Source organism: Marinoscillum sp. 108 (genome assembly GCF_902506655.1).
Taxonomy (GTDB): Bacteria; Bacteroidota; Bacteroidia; order Cytophagales; family Cyclobacteriaceae; genus Marinoscillum; species Marinoscillum luteum.
In genome coordinates, this window is the sequence record NZ_LR734808.1 from 1891946 (window position 1) to 1909642 (window position 17697).

A 17697-nucleotide genomic window follows, 5' to 3' on the forward strand; every position below is an offset into this window, starting at 1 on the left:
GGTAAGATATTATTCATGGTCATATCGCATAGGTTTTCCTGCCTGTCCCCTCCATTATCACCGTTTGGTTCGAGTAGACCATTCACACGTCGCGGGTTACCAGCTTCTTAAATGTAGCCTTTGCTGAATTTTCCTTTCAGGGAGTTCTCGCAAACTGCAATCAAGTTTTGGTTGGCTACAGGTTTCCCAAATCTGCTGATATCAAATGCCGTTTCAATACAGTGATTGAGAAAATCTGAAGTGAATTCAATGTCCCAATCAGCACATTGCAGAGCCAAATAGATTCGGGAGTCGATGAGACCAAATTCATGTCCTATTCTATCAGGGTGTTTGTTAATATCCCAACTTCTTTCAATGACTTCTTTTATTTCTTCCCTTGATGGAATCATCCTGTCTGTTGGCAGACTTAGCAAAGAACCTGAAATCACGGAGACACTGCCAAACTTTAGCAGCTCTATGACCTTACGGGCATCATTTACTGATTCTGTGGCAAGTTGTATGAAAGTCGTTGATGCCACAGAAGTAACCATATCATGCGGTTTATTCTTCATTACGGTTTCTTCCATTTCAGATATGGCTTCCTTGTGTTGGATAATCCCCAGAGATCTGATCATCTCCACCTGGGTTTCCCAGGTTCGTTTATCCCGCTTCTCTTTGAGGTAAGCCTCAAACAGGTCTGAACCTAGTGCAGTACTCTTCATCTTGCCTATTTCCCTGGCACCTCTTTTTCTATCTGCTGATTTGGTGGAGTTGAGTTTTGCTAAGATATCTTCGTGAGTCATGGGAGAGTATTGCTGATAACCATAAGCTTCCCTTCATATGATATTCCAGTAAACTTATGGATACACTTAAAGATAGGAAATGTGGGTAAAGAACCCAGCGACTGGTTCATGGTCGATTCGCACGTCACTGGCAGAATGCTAAGTTGGCATACAATCGCTCAGCGCCTGTTATCTCTCATTTAAGTTGACCGGAGTATTCCTATTATAATGATTGGCAAATAACTCAATAGAATGTTAAGAAGTGCCATTTTGTAGCTGAATCTCTGAATTTTAGAGATTCCAATGATTAGAAGCGCAAATGACCACAACCAGAGAATATAGCTATATCCAGCATTGACCTTCTCAACCAGAGGATCTTCCCCAGACACGAAAAGTAAAAGCTGGTATATGAGTAGTAAACCGTATGGGATTGAAGAAATTGAGTAGACGTTAACCATTTGCCTCATGGTAGATTCCCCTTTCCATATTCGTCCGACAAGCTTGACCAAACCTGGCATTAAGAATCCGAATACAAGAAATGCGATCCCTATTCCTGCCGGCATTGTTATTAGCAGACTCCACCATACAAATTCATCGTCAATAATAGCGTTGATATCTGGTGTCATATTCAGGCCAAAAATGAAACCCAGGATAATGATAGGTGCGACAAAAAGAGATTGAGTTTCATTCTTCACTACGAAATCTTCAAAGGTTCTCTTAGGGTTTAACCAGATTGTTTGATACGGGTTCATGAGTAAATGCAGATATGAGAGCTAACCTTTAGCTTCCCTTCATATTACTATTCCAAGAAACTGATTGATTAACTTAAAGATAGGAAATGTGGGCAAAGAACCATCGGCTGATTCATGATGAAGTTAGCACTGAAGTCTGTAAAGTGGCTCCCGATAGCCATCAGGAGGCATATGCCCGATCAGTGTCTGTTATGCGTTAATTTTCGAAGCGCTCGTATTGTGAAGTTAGACCGTCCCGGCTGGACATTATCAGTAAATCAGGTGTTGGAAGGGATATTCGGCTTGTTTGTTCGCCCCACTCAAAAAAGAGAGTTAGAGAGTCACCCTCAAGAATGTAAGGAACATATGGATCCCCGTCAAAATCAGCGATGTAATACTTGTCTTTGTCAATTAGAAATGCGGCGTTTGGAGCACTATGTTCGTTCGCCCAAACTCCAAACAGTAGAGAGGTGTCGACTTGAAGGTTTCTGAGAATAGGACGGCTTGGTCTTCCGGCTGAATCGAATGTTAGTGGTTCCACATCAGTTACAAGTTCCTCTTCGATTTCTTGCTCGGTTATCGTATCAAATTCCCTCGTTGGTTCGGTCGGAGTTATCTGTTCAACTTTTACCGTATCTACAGGAGTTTCTTCGTTGATGTTTCTGGAGTTCGGATTACCACAAGAGTTCATGAGCCAAATAATCGTAATAAAGTTCAGGTATCTCATAATTCTCCGATTAGCACATTTGCTCATACCGATCAGCTAAGCACAGTCGGCTCAGCCTTTCAAATATCTCAAAAGTATCTTATCCAGATGCCCTTTGCAAGTAACTAAGTTAGCCGATTGGGCTTAGCGCCTGTCACCTACTTTCTTGTTAGTTAGTCCGATAGTCCAGCAGCTAGAAATACAACGCTCAGATATATCCAGGTGCATGTGAAGACTATGTGAACTAACGTTTCGAATTTCTTACCCTTCCATAGTTGAGATGAGTAGCCGAAAAGTTGAATAAGAAGTCGACAACTCCAGAAAATCCCAAAACCGAGCGAGACTTTTTTTCCTAGTGATGTTTGTGCAAGTTCATTAGCTGAGGTCAAACAAAGCAGACCCATTAGGATCACAGTTAAGGCAATAAAAAAAGTATGCACCATCATTACTTGTCTGTTGATTAATGACAAAAACTTCAGCTCAGCTTTCCAGTTAAAGTACTTTGGGAAGATCACATGAACCAAGCCCAAAGCGATCAACAGCATTCCAATGATTTTAAGATGTAGTTCCATTTGATGCTAAGATAAATGTACTAACGAAGGGAGTGATTTTCCTTTCTTGAATGAGGTTCAGCTTCGCAGATTTAAAAATGCTCATCCAAGTCTTTTTCGAATAGAAATGGAGGAATCCGATTGTATAAGCCAAGAAGTTATAAGTATCTCTTAAATGTTCTGTTACAATGATTTTTCCTTCTTGGCTTGTCACTCTTGCAAGTTCTTGAAAAAATCGAATTCGTTCCTCTAGGTTTCTAATCTCATGGGCAGCAAATGACACGCACACCACATTAAATGCTCCATCAGGGTAGGGCAAGGAGTTAGTTTTGACCTCTAAGGTGTTGGGGTGCGGTGGGTAAACTTTTCTTGCCCGTTTTATGGAAATTTCAGTATGATTCTTTGAGTCATAGAAATCACAAATATGTAGTTCGGAATCCTTAAACTTAGATGCTAAGATTTGGCTGGTCTCATCAAATCCAGCATTGATGTTAAGTATTTTTATTTTACTATTTGTTACGGTTCCATCAAGCCATGTAAATTCATAGAGTGTAGAAAGATCATAGATATAGTATGTCACGAATAATGATACTAGTGTGGATAGTAATATTAAACCTGCAGCGGCTAATGGAATCCAAATCCAGTCTTTGATTAAGTATTGAGTTGAAAGAAGCGAAATCATTATTCCAATTGCTGCAACTACATAGAAATGCCAGTTAAAGCGTAATACGTTTGAAACACCCTGAAATGGACTTCTTCCTACTGCCATGTTTCAAGTTTCCCTTTTTTCCAATGATATGGGATATTTCTAACCTCAAAAGTACTAGCGAGTTTCGCTGTATTGAATGCTGATCTGTTCAAAAAGTCAAAGCTATAATCCACCACTTGAACAGGGTCTGGTTTCCAGTTGTTACGCACTCCTTCAATGATCAACACTGACTTGTTATGATCGTTGCAAGTAAATGTGAATGGTAATGACAACCCGTCTCTTTATCTCTGTTCTTATTAATTTATCTGAATCGTCCATTTACGCGATGGTGTCTAACGCCCGTGTAAGTGTGTGTGCCACCTTACATAGGTTACCACCAATCTAGCGCTTTTTGAGCTTCCGTTCAAGTCTGGAAAACTTGGCGAGAAGTCCAGGTACACTAAGCATGCCGAACTTGAGTGAGGCAAGGGAGATAAAAGAAGCTCTGGCGGGTAATACTGAATTCGTGTTATGATTCGTTCTGACACACCGTTGGTTTACCCACCTCCTCAGGTCGGAGGGCCTAGGCGGCCCCGCCCCTACTTTTTCTTGGTCAAAAAGTAGGCAAAAGACATTGGAAAATGAATGGATCCCACGGCCATCCCGCACCCGTCGCTCAAAGCCATTACGCCCCGCAGCAACACGGCACTGTGCGCATCCTTCCGCATTTTCCGGCCAGCGCGCCACTGTGAAGTTCATCGGGTTGACCTGTTTGATTATGACTACAAAAAAAGGACAGAAGATAGGCTGTTAATGTTGGACTGCGAGTTTTCAGCATTTGTTACACACCGTTTATCTGTCTACTATTGGAGCTTTATTCACTAGCTCTGGATATATTGAATTCAAAATCCTTTGAAGTTTAGGATATTCCTGTGTTGTCTCCCAAATCATCAAGTATTGTTCAGTGACGCTGTTTGCGTGTTCGCAGGTTAACATATGTCCAAAAAGGTGAGCGATTTGATCATCCTTTCTTTCTTCAAGTAGTTGAGAGATTATTTTTGGTTCCTCGATAATTTTTATCGATAGACCGGAAGGATCACAGTTGTTCTGCCAGTCTTGAAGAGGCAAGCCCTGAAAAATGTTAAGGAATTTATCATAGTATTCTGTCCGATTAATTTTAGTTAAGTTGAAGAAAGCGGAATATACCTTTAGCCCATCTAATGAGTTCATTCCATTTAAAGGGCCAATGGTGTTGTTAGCAGAATCATATCCAAAAAGTTGTTCGTATTCTTGGGAATTCTTTGGAAATGAGCAAAAAAAATCGTGTTCAAATTTCGTTTTACTTTGTCCACGTGCTTCATGAAGTGAGTCAGCTAACTTCAAAAGATATGTGGCTCTGTGATTTGGTCCAATGAAGCTCTTTTCAGCACACTGAGAATATATGTTGTAGGTTAATAAGTATAAAAAAATTGTGAGAAATTCCCTCATTGCCTATGGTGTGTACGCACAGCTACGATCTAATTACGATGGAAAGATACCAAAATGGAAAGATGGGCGAATTGAAGATCAAGTCAAAAATCTTTGTGAATACATAGAATTATTGGCATTAGAATTAGACAAGGATAAGATAATTGGACATTGCCAATTTAAGGATAAGCCAATGTTTAACCTCAGTTCGCACATGCACTATCACGCTATGTTAGCCACATTTTCATTCCAGCTTGTATGTTACAGGTTGCACGTGCAAAACCCTTACTGGATTACCATCTTGTTCACCGGGTATCCATTTGGGCATTCGTTTGATTAAGCGTTCTGCAGACTTATCAATGTCTTTACTGATTGAATTAGTTGCTTTGATGTTGGTTAGTTTACCGTTCAGTTCGACAATAAACATTACGTAAACTGTACCTTCTGATCCGTCAATTCGTGCAGAAGTTGGGTAGTACAAATTGTTCTGATAGAATCTGACAAGTTTCTCATATCCTCCTGGGAATTCTGGGTTCTTATCCGCGCCAAAATACAAGTTAGTAGTGTCTTTGTCGTCAAGCAGTTCGAAAAGCTCAACAGGTATTTGACTTTGAACCGCAGTTGCTACGAACGCAACAAAAGCAAACAGCAGTAATATATGTTTCATGGAGATTTGATTATGGCTAACCTAGCTAGCAGTTTGTGCGCCCTAGGCTTGTAAAGAGCACTAAAGTAGTGAAACTGCCCAACCCCCGCAACAGTATCCACAATGCACCGCGTTCTGAAAGTCTCAATCCAGAAAGAAGAAAGTTGCTAGAAGCACAAAAGCCTGCAGAATGGGCAGATTCACAGGCGAGTTGCACAGAAGTATCAGATAGGCAGTTTGGCCATTCGCCATATTGCCTGTTACTTGCCGTTGTTATTCGGTTCCCATTTCTTTCCCACCAGTTCAGGATTGCTGTAAATCAAGTTGATAATTTTCTCAGACGCTTTGGTTAGTCCTGCGTTGAAGTTCCCCGTTCGGAATTCAGGGATCATGGTACTATCAATTATCTTTTTTGCTATTTCATCTCTAATAATTAGTTCAAGGCCATATCCGACTTCAATGCGAATCATTCGATCTTTCATTGCCAGAGTTATGATGATACCATCATTGTAGTTTGCTCGTCCAATTCTCCAATTATCAGCTACATCTATTGAGTACTCTTCAATTGTTCGTTCGTCTAATGAGACAATGGATAAAATGACGAGTTGCGAACCAATAGAGTCTTCCAGAGATTTGAGAAGTTGATTTAGGTTGGCTTCTTCATCATCACTTAATATATCCGCATAATCGTTGACCCGTGCATATAGTTCGGGAACGTTCGAGTAGGTCGTTCTTTGTGGGGTCGATTTCTGTGATTGAGAGTTGCATCCAAAGGTTGTTAAAAGGGTTAGGAGCAGAAAATATTGAAAATTCCTCATAAACTGGCTAGTAGCGATTATGGCAAGTAACATCCGCCCAACAACCACCAATGGTTGTTACCGGCCTAGAAACCAACCAAATGTAACGGATTTTAACCCAACGATCATCCGTAAGCTGGACTGTTCACCCGAAAGCTATCGGGACTATAAAAGTACCTCATGGCACAGGCCTTTGCAAATAGCTCAGTGAGTGCGGCCGGCCAGGCTTATGGATGATAGTGCTTGTTCGCGGTTTGTTATTTCTTTTACCAGGAAACTATCCCTGTTTCAGGATTGGTTTCTTCGCTAAAGAATTTACCAGTTGGACCGTCTTCGCCTATGGTTGCATACTTAACGACTCTTTTGGCAGCAGTTTCCACATCACCTCCATGGCCAAAAGTAAAATCAGTTGCCGTTAATCCTGGACAAACAGCATTGACTTTGAACTTGGTATCACGAAGTTCATACGCTAAATGAATGGTATACATATTCAGTGCTGCTTTTGAGGCCGCATAGACCGCATATTTGGCATAATCATAGGCTTGCCAGTTGGGATCACTTTGCAAGGTAAGAGAGCCTACACTCGTACTCAGGTTCACAATCCTTGGTTCGTCCGATTTTCTTAGCAAATCAATAAGTGCATTTGTCACTCTTGCTGTGCCGATCACATTGGTATCAAATGCTGCTTGAAACTCATCAGATTTAGCTTCAAGAGCCGTATAGGGGCTGTTTCCTCCGTTGATGCCAGCATTGTTTATTAAGACATCCAAAACATCCGTCCTTTTCCCGATATGTTCACGGGCTTTTTGCACTGAAGATTCATCGGTTACATCCATCTGTATCACTTCGACATTGTCCAACCCTTCAGCTTTTAATTTTTCAACAGCATTGACTCCATTTTGTACATTTCTGCTCCCAATGTAGACGTAAAACCCGTTTTGTAATAAAAGTCTTGCTGTTCCAAAACCTATTCCTTTGTTCGCTCCTGTAATGAGTGCTTTTTTCATTTTGTTTCCATTTTAAATTTCTGAAACAAAATTCGCTGGATGAGAAATGAACTGCTTTACCATATGGTAAAAAGCAATCAGCGGATGTTTTTTCTTATCCTGCTTAAGGACTGCTGTGTGACGCCTAAGTAAGAAGCGACGTAAGTCAATGGAATGCGATTAATGAGTGAAGGATAGTTCTCCATAAATGCTAAATAGCGAGTAGTCGCATCTTGTGACACCACCGGGCCTTTTCTGGATTTTTGGTACATACATAATTGTACCATTTTGTTTTTAATGTTATCCCACCCCACAATAATCTGTGACAGTTCATCCCAGTGTTGCTTAGGAAAAACAATGAGCTTACAGTCGGTACATGCTTGCAAATATTCAGTAGAGACCGTGTTTGCTTCAAAATTGACATAATCTACCACCAGGCTATTCTCGCTTATAAAACATCGAGTGATTTCCTCTCCATCTTTGTTGTAATAACAACCTCTTATGACACCCCCTACTACAAAACCAACTTGTCTTGGGACTTTTCCTGCCTCTGAGAAATACTTGTCTTTTTGAAGATCAATTTCAATTGCACCTCGTGTTACAAGGTTTAATTGTTGTTGATTCAGGTTACCAATTTGCAAGATATATTCCATCAGTTCTTCCATAATGGCAAGTTGATCAAACTTCAATTTTGATGATTTAACATATGGTAAAAAGTACGGCTATGTAACCGGCTCACCTTTAGCTCCCTTCATATGACCATTCCAAGGAAACTCATGGATGCTCTTTAAAGATAGGACATGTGGGCAAAGAACCCAGCGGCTGATTCATGGTGATGTTCTCACAAAAATCTGTCAAGTGGCTCCCGATAGCCATCGGGAGGTGCATTCGCCGCTAGCGCTTGCTGTAGAGCGTATCTATCGGTAGTGTTTTCGTTGGAAAGTCAGGTTCGTGGTAATATCTTGGTTGCCATGAAGGTCTTTGTTGACAATCACCTCAATGGAATATTGAATGTTGTAGTTCGCAAGAAGTTCATCCAGTTCGTTCTTCTTGTTCCTTGCGATTTTCATTCCCCATCTATACTTGTTAAGTGGGCCAGATGCCAAGGGGAGAATTAATACTCCAGTTCCCATAATAATAAGCGGGACAGTTGAAATTACTCCTTTGTCGAATGCATATGTTCCCAAAAGGTAACCTCCGACAATTACGGCAATGCTAATTGTAATGAAGAAAATGAAATTGCCAATGGAAATAACCTTTGTCCGTTTGACAAGTTCGTACTCAATGTTAATCTCCTTGATTTTATCCTCGTATTTTGTTTCGAATTTGATGTCTGGGCACTTCCCAGAGAAGTTTGGGCGCTCGTTTGTCAGACCGCATTTAGTTCCACTCTGAATATCATAGAGTTGGCGTTCGCAAAGTTGGCAATGTTTGGTTAAATCCATTTTTTCGTTTCGGAAATGCTCTACAACGACCCGCTATGATGAGAGGGGATTAGAAAGAGCTAACCTTTCTACTCACACATAGCCACACCTCGTTTTAAAATTATAAATTGTGGCGGACTTTCCAACGGCTACAACACTTTCCTTACCTACTAAAACCCCATTCATTCATAGCATCTGTTAGGCACTGGTTCTATCCATTTGTGTTTCGAGGTAGATAATAACCTCAACAGTTTTCTTCAAATAGTCCTCAAGTTTACCAATTGTAATTTCAGAATCCCTCCCGTGAGCAATATTATGGCGGTCTTTCAGTATATAATTTATGGCAGAACCTCGGTTATCTTTTTGTAGAAAATCACGGATACCATCGTGCCAATCAGGATTGAATGACTTTGTTAGGTCTCTAATTTTTTCAGCATTGGCGTTTTGTATTTTATACAATTGAGCCTTTGAATAAGTCAGTACTACAGATGGTGCACAAGACCTATCCGCTATATCACAAAATGCATGGTAAACTGAATTTTCAATAAACCCAGAACAAAGCACACAGATGTATTTCGTTAGATGTGACCTGAGTTCATCATCTGGTTCGAACTGCTTTGTTTTTTTTATTAATTTCTCAATTCGATTGTATTGCTTATTTAGCTCGGCATTATTGAACATACTCTTCTACAAATTCATTGAACAACTTATGTCTTTGCTCTACAACTTTCTCATCTGAGGTTGCTCTCGTTATTGAATCGATAAAATCTTGAGTTTTATATAAAGTCTCAAGGTTCTGGATTAAAGAATCAAAGTTTATGTTTTGATCTAGTCTGTTCGCTATTCCGACCATAAGGACTTCAAAGGCTGCTGCATTAAAGACTCTATCTGGTCTGAAAGCATTTTTTCCTAGTTTGTCCAAAATAAGGTCAGTTGTCTGCTTAAAAATATCGGACAGTCTTTCAATTTCGGACTCTGTTGGATTACGGTAGCGACCATTGAATTTATTTAAAAATTCCTTTAGTGGTTTGCTGTATTCATTTTGTAACGAATACATGGCAAAAAACCTTAAAATCATTTCCTGATCTTTGAGTCTATTATTCTTTTTACCAAAGAGTTCTCTCCATGAAGGATGATCATTCAATTCAGAAATCATCTCGTTTAGCTTGCCAATGTATATTGCAGATCGTATTTCTTGTGGAGTTAATTTTCGACCTCCGGTGTTCAGTCTTTCAAATACATGATAGATACTTGTGTTATTGTCATTAGGTGATTCTTGTTTGATTATGGTTGCGTGAATTATTGAATTATCAAGCTTTATGCGATCCTCCTCTTCTAAGGTTTCATATGTTTTGTCCTCAAATTGAGGTTGAACGTTTTTAAGTTTAAAAACTCTCTTTCTAGTATCTCCATCTTTGGGATTAAAAAAGCCATCGTAAAAAAATCGGAGAGATTTGAGTCTTTGTTGTCCGTCAATTACAGACATTTTATTGGATTCACCTTCTTTAGCAAGAAAAACACCTGGCACAGGTAAGCCAAGAAGAAGAGATTCAACTAACCTTGAAGCTTCTGCCTGATTCCAAACATAGTCTCTTTGAAATGGTGGAATAAAAATATCCCCTCTTTTTAATCTTTTAACTAATCCTTCAACATCAAGATCAGCACCATAACTTGAAATGTCATAAATCATTGGAGCAGCAGATTCTTCAGAATCTTCCACATCAATAATTGGCTCGTCTATTTCATCAAATTCATCTCCATTCATAATATTACGTTATTGTGTGATCCTTGCATGTAACAACCGCCCAACAACCACCTGGCTGCCAGCGGCCTACCAAATCTAGCAGATTTTCACACCCAAACAAACCATTATCGGCTATAGGGTGAGCAGCACCTTCTCTCCACCCACTCCCCCGGCTTATTTCACCCCCGCAGCAGCCTCATCTGCCCGGAAAAATACTTGCTCAACTCTCCTTCCTTTCATCTAGCTTCGCCGCAGTTTACATATCGCACATGACCAACGACCTGGTGCTTACCGAAGAGGAAGCCCGATTTGAAGCACTTATCCAAGGTTTACTCTCTGAAGGTCATGGCACATGCGCTGATTTCATAGACTCCCTCACCGCCAACGGCCTCCGAAGCAATCTCCTCGGCCACAAACAAAGTGGCGACATGCGCCCGGCGGGCATCTCCCGGCAGTTTGATTATCAGCGAAACGCCGAAGTGCGAGGTGATGTGATCAGGTGGATCGAAAATGACACCTCGGACGTATTTGAATTACTGGTGCTCTCCAGGATTCAGGCCTTTATCACCTACCTCAACAGAACCTGCTATACGGCCATCAATGATTTTGAATTTCACTATGCCTACTATGAGCAGGGCAGCTTCTACAAGCGGCATTTAGACCAGTTTAAGAGTGACAAAGGCCGGAAATACTCACTGGTGATGTACCTCAACGAAGACTGGCTGGAGAGCGATGGGGGGCAGCTGTCACTCTATCATCCGGATGGCACTCAGGAAAACGTCCTCCCGGTCAGTGGCCGGGCGGTATTCTTTGAAAGTGACAAGGTAGAGCATGAGGTTCACCCCTCCCTCAACCGCTACCGGCTGAGTATCGCAGGCTGGCTCAAGCAGGTATAACGGGCGTCGGGGACACTCCCATCACGATTGCACATCCTGCACACATCTAAAGCCAGTATGATTGAAACCTGAGTCTTTGCTGGAGCTCATCCTTCTGGACACCCGGTAGCCACTACAGTAGCTGTCGTTGCAGAGGAATGACCCGCCACGAATCAGATGTTTGGGAGTATATGGATCTCGGGGATCGTAGTATTGAGCGGAGCCTTTGGGATCTTCCACGGCACCTTTGCGCTGATAGCTCTCATAAGCACGGGCATCGTATTTGTCCTGGCACCACTCCCACACATTGCCCGCCATGTCATATAACCCAAAGCCATTAGCCGGGAAAGACTTCACCGGAGCGGTGGTCTCAAAACCATCCAGCACGTAATTTTGATACGGAAATTTTCCTTGCCAGAAATTGGCCTTGTCTGAAGCATTCTCCGCCGACTCATTGCCCCATGGATATTTGATGTCTTTACGACCGCCCATGGAGGCCCACTCCCACTCTGCTTCTGTGGGCAGTCGCTTTCCGGCCCATTGGGCATAAGCCACAGCATCATCCCAGGCCACGTGCACCACGGGATGGTTCATACGGTCGGCGATGGTGCTCTCGGGCCCTTCCGGATGGCGCCAGTTGCCCCCTATGGTCCAGACCCACCACTGCGTATAGTCTGCCAGATTCACCTCGCTGCTCGTTGGGCGGAAAACCAGTGCTCCCGCCTGCAGCACAGAGTCCGGAGGCTTGGGGGTACCCTCGGGCACCTGAGTTTTCATTTCTTCCCAGTCAATGTCGCGCTCGGCAATGGTCACATAGCCTGTGGCCTCCACAAATTCAGCAAACTGAGCATTGGTGACCTCCGTGGCATCCATGAAAAAAGGAGAGACAGAGACCTCATGACTGGGAAACTCATCTTCGTAAGCCTCGGTGGATTTTGCACCCATGTGAAAGCTTCCTTCCGGAATATAAACCATCCCCTCGGGAGCCTCAATGCTACCACGATCTTTATCGGCCTGTGAACAACCTGCGGCCAGCAGGCAAACCATACCAAACTTCAATAACCTCATAGGTCAAAGGTTATCAAAAATGGGTAAATCATGAAATCTAAAGAATATCTTATTACCTGGACTTCCTGAAGAAATACGGCCTCCTTCTGCCCAGATCTTCAACCGAGTAAGTCACAGTGAGTTCATGTTTCCCGGTAATGAGCTCATTAAACTCACCAAATGGATGATTGTAGCTGTATCCCACTTTAAACCCTGAGTTTTCGAAAGCTACTCCGGCATTCACGCTCTTAGTGGATCGGTAAGCCAGGTTGAGCCAAAGTGTTTTAGACCACCCTACCAGTAACCCTCCGTCATAAAAACCTGAGCCATCGTGAAAGTATCTGTACATCACATAGTTTTCTACAGATACTATGCTCTTGTAGTGAGTGTATGTAAACTTTGCAAGGGTATTGAAATCGAATTTCAAAGACTCATTACCCTTGACAAGATAAGGCATATAATAGCTCAGCTGAAATTTATACACATTGTACACAAACCCACCCCCAAGAGTGAGCTGTGTGTGGTCATATACATTATCGCTATTCAACAGAGGATCATCCTGATCCACATAAGGGCTATACTTTACATCAGAAGATTCAAGCTTTTCGCGAAGAAGTCCTGCGGCCAGCGAAAAGGAAAGATAATGATCCTCGGTGATTCCAGCCATGTAGGCAAGTGATACATCCAAGCCCTGATAATTGATCATCCCCAGGCTTTGTGAGTTCATTCGCAAGCCCGATGAAAGGCCTCTCCCGAGCCCGTAATATGTACCAAAACTGATGTATTCTGCTCCCTTTTCAGACTGTGAGCCGGTGTATTTATTGGCTTGAAAAGCTGCAAACAAATCACCACCCGGTGCACTGTAAGCTGTATTCAGTGAAAAGGGGTTCATAAAATAGCTGGAAGACCCCAGAAAATCCTGAGCGGATAGTGAAAATCCACTGACAAGTAAAATCGAACAAAAAGTAAAAATCTTCATGGCTAATTAGTTTCTTATGATGGTGACAGTACCACGGTAAAGGTTTCCAAGACTACTGTAAAACTTATAATAATAGACACCAGGATCGAGATCCTTGCCGTTTTGGCTCACACCGTCCCATTCATTGGCGTATGGTGTGCTTCGGTACACCTCTACTCCGGACCCTTTGTAAATCACCAAGGTGTAGCCTTCATACAAACTGATATTCTGGATAAAGAAATAGTCGTTGTATCCGTCTGAATTAGGTGTAATTACTTCATTCACAGGCAACAGATCAGATTCGACAGCATCCTGAATCTCTATTCTCAATAGTGCTTCCACAGTCAGTTGCGGACTGCCACTATCTGTCACACGCACCCTGTAGATCACCTCCTTCAGTTCTTCATAGTCCAGGGAATCCTTATTATTCACCAATACCTGACCGGATACATCAATCCTGAATGCTCCTTTACTCTCATCAAAGAATGGATCACTTCTTATGATCTCAAAGGTAAAATCATCCCCATCCACGTCAGTCACGTTCAGAAAACCCAATGAGGATTCACTCTCAGAATTCTCAGTAATATACAGGGTGGTATCAGCCAGTACAGGAGCTTCATTGACTGATTCTACCAACACGACAAAATTCTCAGAAAATGTACTTTGGCCTTTATCAGTCACCGTGATTTCCAGGGCAAATTGGCCCTGCCCTTCCGCATCCAGCGGCACCTTTGTCTGCAGCTGATCTCCGCTTATTTTAAAAAACTTCTTCAGCTGCTCAGCATCCGCTCCGGTGATGGTGTAGCTGAATGAATCAGAAGCATCTGTATCGTCTGTACTGAGGACTCCGATTAAAGTCCCTGAAGGTTGATTTTCGTCTACCACATCGTTGGACAGTAGGATACCTGTTGGTGCATCATTGGTATCATTCACCGTAAGGGCAAAGGCTTTTTCTATCACCGCTCCATCTCCATCTGTAGCTGCCACCCTCACGCTAAGACTGCCCGTCTGCTCAAAATCAAAAACCTGTGCTGTTTTCAGCACATTGTCCTCTATACTAAACAGCGCATTGCTGCCACCACCGGCACCCGCCTTGAGGGCATAGGTAAAGGTCTCGCCGGCATCCTCATCTGTTGTGGTGAACTCTCCCACTTCAGTACCAACAGGCAGATTTTCGTCAAACGTATTCCCCGACAAGGCAACTGCTGTCGGCACATCATTTTCATCCGAAATGGTAATGGTAAACTGCTGCACAAACGTATTGGCTTCCTTATCACTCACCTTCAGGGCAATGAAGTATGAAGACTTCACCTCATAGTTCACCTTTTCAGCCATGGTAATGGTGTTTCCATCTATGAAAAACGGACCACTGGTATCATTCCCGTTTGAAAAACTGAAAGTATGAAGCTCACCGAAAGCATTATCAGTATCCTCCGCAGAAAGATCCGCAATTTTTTGTCCCACTCCGGTGTGTTCGGGAACTATCAGATTCGAAACCATGATCGCAGTAGGCGCCTCATTTCTATTGTTGATCGTCAGGGTAAACTCCTTATCAAAAGAAAAACCCTCTCCGCCAGCATCTGTCACCTCAATGGTAATGGTGAGCGTGGTATTGGTCTCATAATCCACCACCTGCTGCGCATATAGCTTATTGTCGTTGATTTCAAAGAAATCATCGTGATCACTACCCACCAGGCTGAAAACATACTCATCTGTGGCATCCTGATCTGTGACTGAAATCACTGCTACTTCCTGCCCGATGGTGTTATTTTCATAAAAATCAGACTTAGACAATTTGAGATTTGTAGGAGGATCATTGGCATCCGTAAGGTTAATTTTAAAAGCCTTTTGGAATGTATTGCTACCGTTGTCAGTAGCCTGTACCCTCACTTCGTATTCGCTTTTCACTTCATAATCGAAGGTTCCATTGGATAAAAACACATCATCTTCCAATAGAAACAAATCGTTATTGGTGTCCCCATCACCAGACACAAACGCGTATGTAAATACGTCCGGATTATCCACATCATTGACGGACAGTCGGCCAATAAAAGTGCCTGGAGTAGCATCCTCTTTTAATGTATTTTTACTTAGATAGACGTCATTCGGCGGCTCATTTACATCTTCTATAGTGACTTGGAATTGCTGAACAAAGGTATTCGCAGCTTTGTCAGTCACCATCAATGAAATGAAATAAGATGATACCGACTCGAAATCCACCTTCTGAGCCAGTTTGATGCTAGAGCCATCTATGAAGAAGGGGCCATCAGTGTCCTCACCGCTCGAGAAACTAAAGGTATGCACCTCGCCAAATACATTATCAGAATCCTCTGCAGAGAGATCCGCCACCTTTTGACCTACCGCCATGTCCTCCGGTATGGAGAGATTGGTTACAAAGATTTCTGTAGGTGCTTCATTTCGATTGTTGATGGTCAACACGAACTGTTTTTGATAGGAAAACCCTGCTCCGCCATCGTCCGTCACCTGGATGGTAACAGTCAAAGTAGTATTGGTCTCATAATCGATGACCTGCTGAACGTACAGTTTATTATCATTAATCTCGAAATAGCCATCATGGTCGGTCCCAATAAGACTATAAACGTACTCATCTGTGGCATCCTGATCAGTGACTGAAATCACAGCTACTTCCTGCCCGATGGTGTTATTTTCATAAAAGTCCGACTTTGACAGTTTGAGATTCGTAGGGGGATCATTAGCGTCTAACAAAACAATTGTGAACACTTTCTGAAAAGTATTACTTCCCGCATCAGTAGCCTGTATCCTCACTTCGTATTCGCTTTTTACTTCAAAATCAAAAGTGCCATTGGAGGAAATTTCATCATCAGTAATCTGAAACAGCGCATTGCCTGTATCTCCATCCCCTGAGACAAAGGCATATTCATATGTATCCACATCATCCACGTCGTTGACTGAAAGTCTCCCTATGAAAGTACCTATGGCCGCATCCTCAGCCAACGCATTCTTGCTGAGGTAAATATCATTGGGGGCCTCATTCACATCCAGGATGTTGATCTGAAATTGTTTTGTGAAAGTGTTGTTGGCAGCATCTTTCACTACAAGTGTAAGGAAGTATGTACTTTTCTCTTCAAAGTCCGGGACAACTACTGCCTTCAGGGTGTTACCATCCAATAGAAAGTCTCCATTGGAATCTGTCCCATTAATGAAGGTATAGGTATGCGTATCCCCCGCAGACAAATCCTGGTCTGTAGTAGTCAGAGTACCTAGTATCGTTCCTGTCGGACTGTTTTCATCCAGCTCATTATTGGAGAGGGTAATATCTGTGGGTGCTTCATTCACATCGGAAATATTCACCACAAAACTCTCCTGATAGGTCAACCCCGCACCGGCCTGATCTGTGACTGTAATGGTCAAAGAATAGCTCGCTTTTACTTCAAAATTGGCGACGACCCCCAGTACCAATCTGTTTCCATCCCGAATTTCGAAATTGCTGTCGTCGGCAGATCCCGTAAGGGTATATACAAATGAATCCCCTGCGTCTTCATCTGTAGTCGTCAAGAGGCCCACCTGAGCAAAAGTTTCATTATTTTCTGCCAGGGTACTCGCAGAAAGAATGATGTCCGTAGGCCCGTCGTTTACGTCCAATACTGTAATGACAAAAGCTCTTTCAAAGGTAGCACCCTTGGGATCGGTGGTTTGGACTCGAACAGAATACTCATTTTTTACTTCAAAATTCAGTATCTCTGCGGTCTTCAACTCATTGCCGGTAATGGTAAAAAATGAATTGCCCGTATCTCCCTCACCTGTCACCAATTGGTAGGTAAACCCGGTACTGTGATTGGCATCTGTGGTACTCAGCACGCCCACTACTGATCCGGCTGTGAGATTTTCACTGATCGATGAAGCCGAAAGCGAAATAGCCGTGGGTGCGTAGTTGTCGGAGATCACATATGGTACAGTATTGGAGCCCGTTTGCGCATTGTTTTCAAAAGCCAGACTATTCACCGCATTCAGCACTTCATTATTCTGATCATCGTAGATCTGAAAAGTGACGGTCTTCCCTGATGCAGAATTGCTATAAACTGTAAGGAAAATGACTACCTCACCTGTGGATGGAACATTCACATCCGGGCTACCCACACCGACGACTACACCGTCTATAAATGCAGCCACCACGTCATTACTGCTGGTGGAAACCCTGCCATTCACCTCTAGTCTGGCCGTGATGGCCATGTCATAGGTGAAGTCATTTGGATCCACTGTCCAGGAGCCTGGTGCCTGTCCGTAGCTCATGGCTCCGGACAAGACCAAAATCATTAATATAATATTCTTCATTA

The 17697-nt window shown here is 42.6% G+C and carries 16 protein-coding genes; 1 reads left to right on the forward strand and 15 read right to left on the reverse strand.

Going from position 1 to position 17697, the window contains the following annotated elements; translation table 11 throughout:
* Positions 1-107: 107 nt before the first annotated feature.
* From GV030_RS07835 to GV030_RS07890, 12 genes are all read right to left on the reverse strand, one after another.
* Positions 108-782, reverse strand: coding sequence for a hypothetical protein (locus GV030_RS07835; RefSeq protein ID WP_159581497.1), 675 nt, complete (start codon positions 780-782; stop codon positions 108-110).
* A gap of 179 nt (positions 783-961) precedes the next feature.
* On the reverse strand, positions 962-1513 hold the full coding sequence (locus GV030_RS07840) for a Yip1 family protein (RefSeq protein WP_159581499.1): 552 nt from the start codon (positions 1511-1513) through the stop codon (positions 962-964).
* A gap of 196 nt (positions 1514-1709) precedes the next feature.
* Positions 1710-2219 carry a hypothetical protein gene (locus GV030_RS07845; protein ID WP_159581501.1) on the reverse strand — a complete coding sequence of 170 codons (510 nt, stop codon included), beginning with the start codon at positions 2217-2219 and terminating at the stop codon, positions 1710-1712.
* 534 nt (positions 2220-2753) lie between these two features.
* Positions 2754-3518: a class I SAM-dependent methyltransferase gene (locus GV030_RS07850; RefSeq protein WP_159581503.1), complete on the reverse strand. Its 765-nt coding sequence runs from the start codon at positions 3516-3518 to the stop codon at positions 2754-2756.
* A gap of 771 nt (positions 3519-4289) precedes the next feature.
* Positions 4290-4820 carry a hypothetical protein gene (locus tag GV030_RS07855; RefSeq protein ID WP_159581505.1) on the reverse strand — a complete coding sequence of 177 codons (531 nt, stop codon included), beginning with the start codon at positions 4818-4820 and terminating at the stop codon, positions 4290-4292.
* A gap of 328 nt (positions 4821-5148) precedes the next feature.
* The gene (locus GV030_RS07860) at positions 5149-5571 is read right to left on the reverse strand and encodes an energy transducer TonB (RefSeq protein ID WP_159581507.1); all 423 of its coding nucleotides are present in this window, start codon (positions 5569-5571) and stop codon (positions 5149-5151) included.
* A 239-nt stretch (positions 5572-5810) separates the two neighbouring features.
* On the reverse strand, positions 5811-6368 hold the full coding sequence (locus GV030_RS07865; RefSeq protein ID WP_159581509.1) for a YgcG family protein: 558 nt from the start codon (positions 6366-6368) through the stop codon (positions 5811-5813).
* A gap of 245 nt (positions 6369-6613) precedes the next feature.
* Positions 6614-7354, reverse strand: a complete 741-nt coding sequence (locus tag GV030_RS07870) for an SDR family oxidoreductase (protein WP_159581511.1) — start codon at positions 7352-7354, stop codon at positions 6614-6616.
* A 77-nt stretch (positions 7355-7431) separates the two neighbouring features.
* Positions 7432-8022 (reverse strand): Crp/Fnr family transcriptional regulator, encoded by a 591-nt coding sequence (locus GV030_RS07875; RefSeq protein WP_370519062.1) that lies wholly within the window; start codon positions 8020-8022, stop codon positions 7432-7434.
* Between the two features lie 228 nt (positions 8023-8250).
* Entirely contained in the window at positions 8251-8778 is a 528-nt protein-coding gene (locus tag GV030_RS07880; protein WP_159581513.1) for a hypothetical protein, read from the reverse strand.
* Between the two features lie 177 nt (positions 8779-8955).
* Positions 8956-9438 carry a HEPN domain-containing protein gene (locus tag GV030_RS07885; RefSeq protein ID WP_159581515.1) on the reverse strand — a complete coding sequence of 161 codons (483 nt, stop codon included), beginning with the start codon at positions 9436-9438 and terminating at the stop codon, positions 8956-8958.
* The gene (locus GV030_RS07890) at positions 9428-10522 is read right to left on the reverse strand and encodes a DUF262 domain-containing protein (protein ID WP_159581517.1); all 1095 of its coding nucleotides are present in this window, start codon (positions 10520-10522) and stop codon (positions 9428-9430) included. The genes GV030_RS07885 and GV030_RS07890 overlap by 11 nt, the downstream gene beginning before the upstream one ends.
* Positions 10523-10770: 248 nt before the next feature.
* Between GV030_RS07890 and GV030_RS07895 the strand changes: the two genes are divergently transcribed.
* Positions 10771-11397 carry a 2OG-Fe(II) oxygenase gene (locus tag GV030_RS07895; RefSeq protein WP_159581519.1) on the forward strand — a complete coding sequence of 209 codons (627 nt, stop codon included), beginning with the start codon at positions 10771-10773 and terminating at the stop codon, positions 11395-11397.
* 21 nt (positions 11398-11418) lie between these two features.
* Here the strand turns inward: GV030_RS07895 and GV030_RS07900 are convergent, their stop codons facing one another.
* The 3 genes from GV030_RS07900 to GV030_RS07910 are packed head-to-tail and all read right to left on the reverse strand — an operon-like array spanning position 11419 to position 17695.
* Entirely contained in the window at positions 11419-12444 is a 1026-nt protein-coding gene (locus GV030_RS07900) for a formylglycine-generating enzyme family protein (protein WP_159581521.1), read from the reverse strand.
* Positions 12445-12496: 52 nt separating this feature from the next.
* Positions 12497-13402 carry a type IX secretion system membrane protein PorP/SprF gene (locus GV030_RS07905; RefSeq protein ID WP_159581523.1) on the reverse strand — a complete coding sequence of 302 codons (906 nt, stop codon included), beginning with the start codon at positions 13400-13402 and terminating at the stop codon, positions 12497-12499.
* Positions 13403-13408: 6 nt separating this feature from the next.
* Entirely contained in the window at positions 13409-17695 is a 4287-nt protein-coding gene (locus GV030_RS07910) for a cadherin domain-containing protein (RefSeq protein ID WP_159581525.1), read from the reverse strand.
* Between the last annotated feature and the right edge of the window lie 2 nt (positions 17696-17697).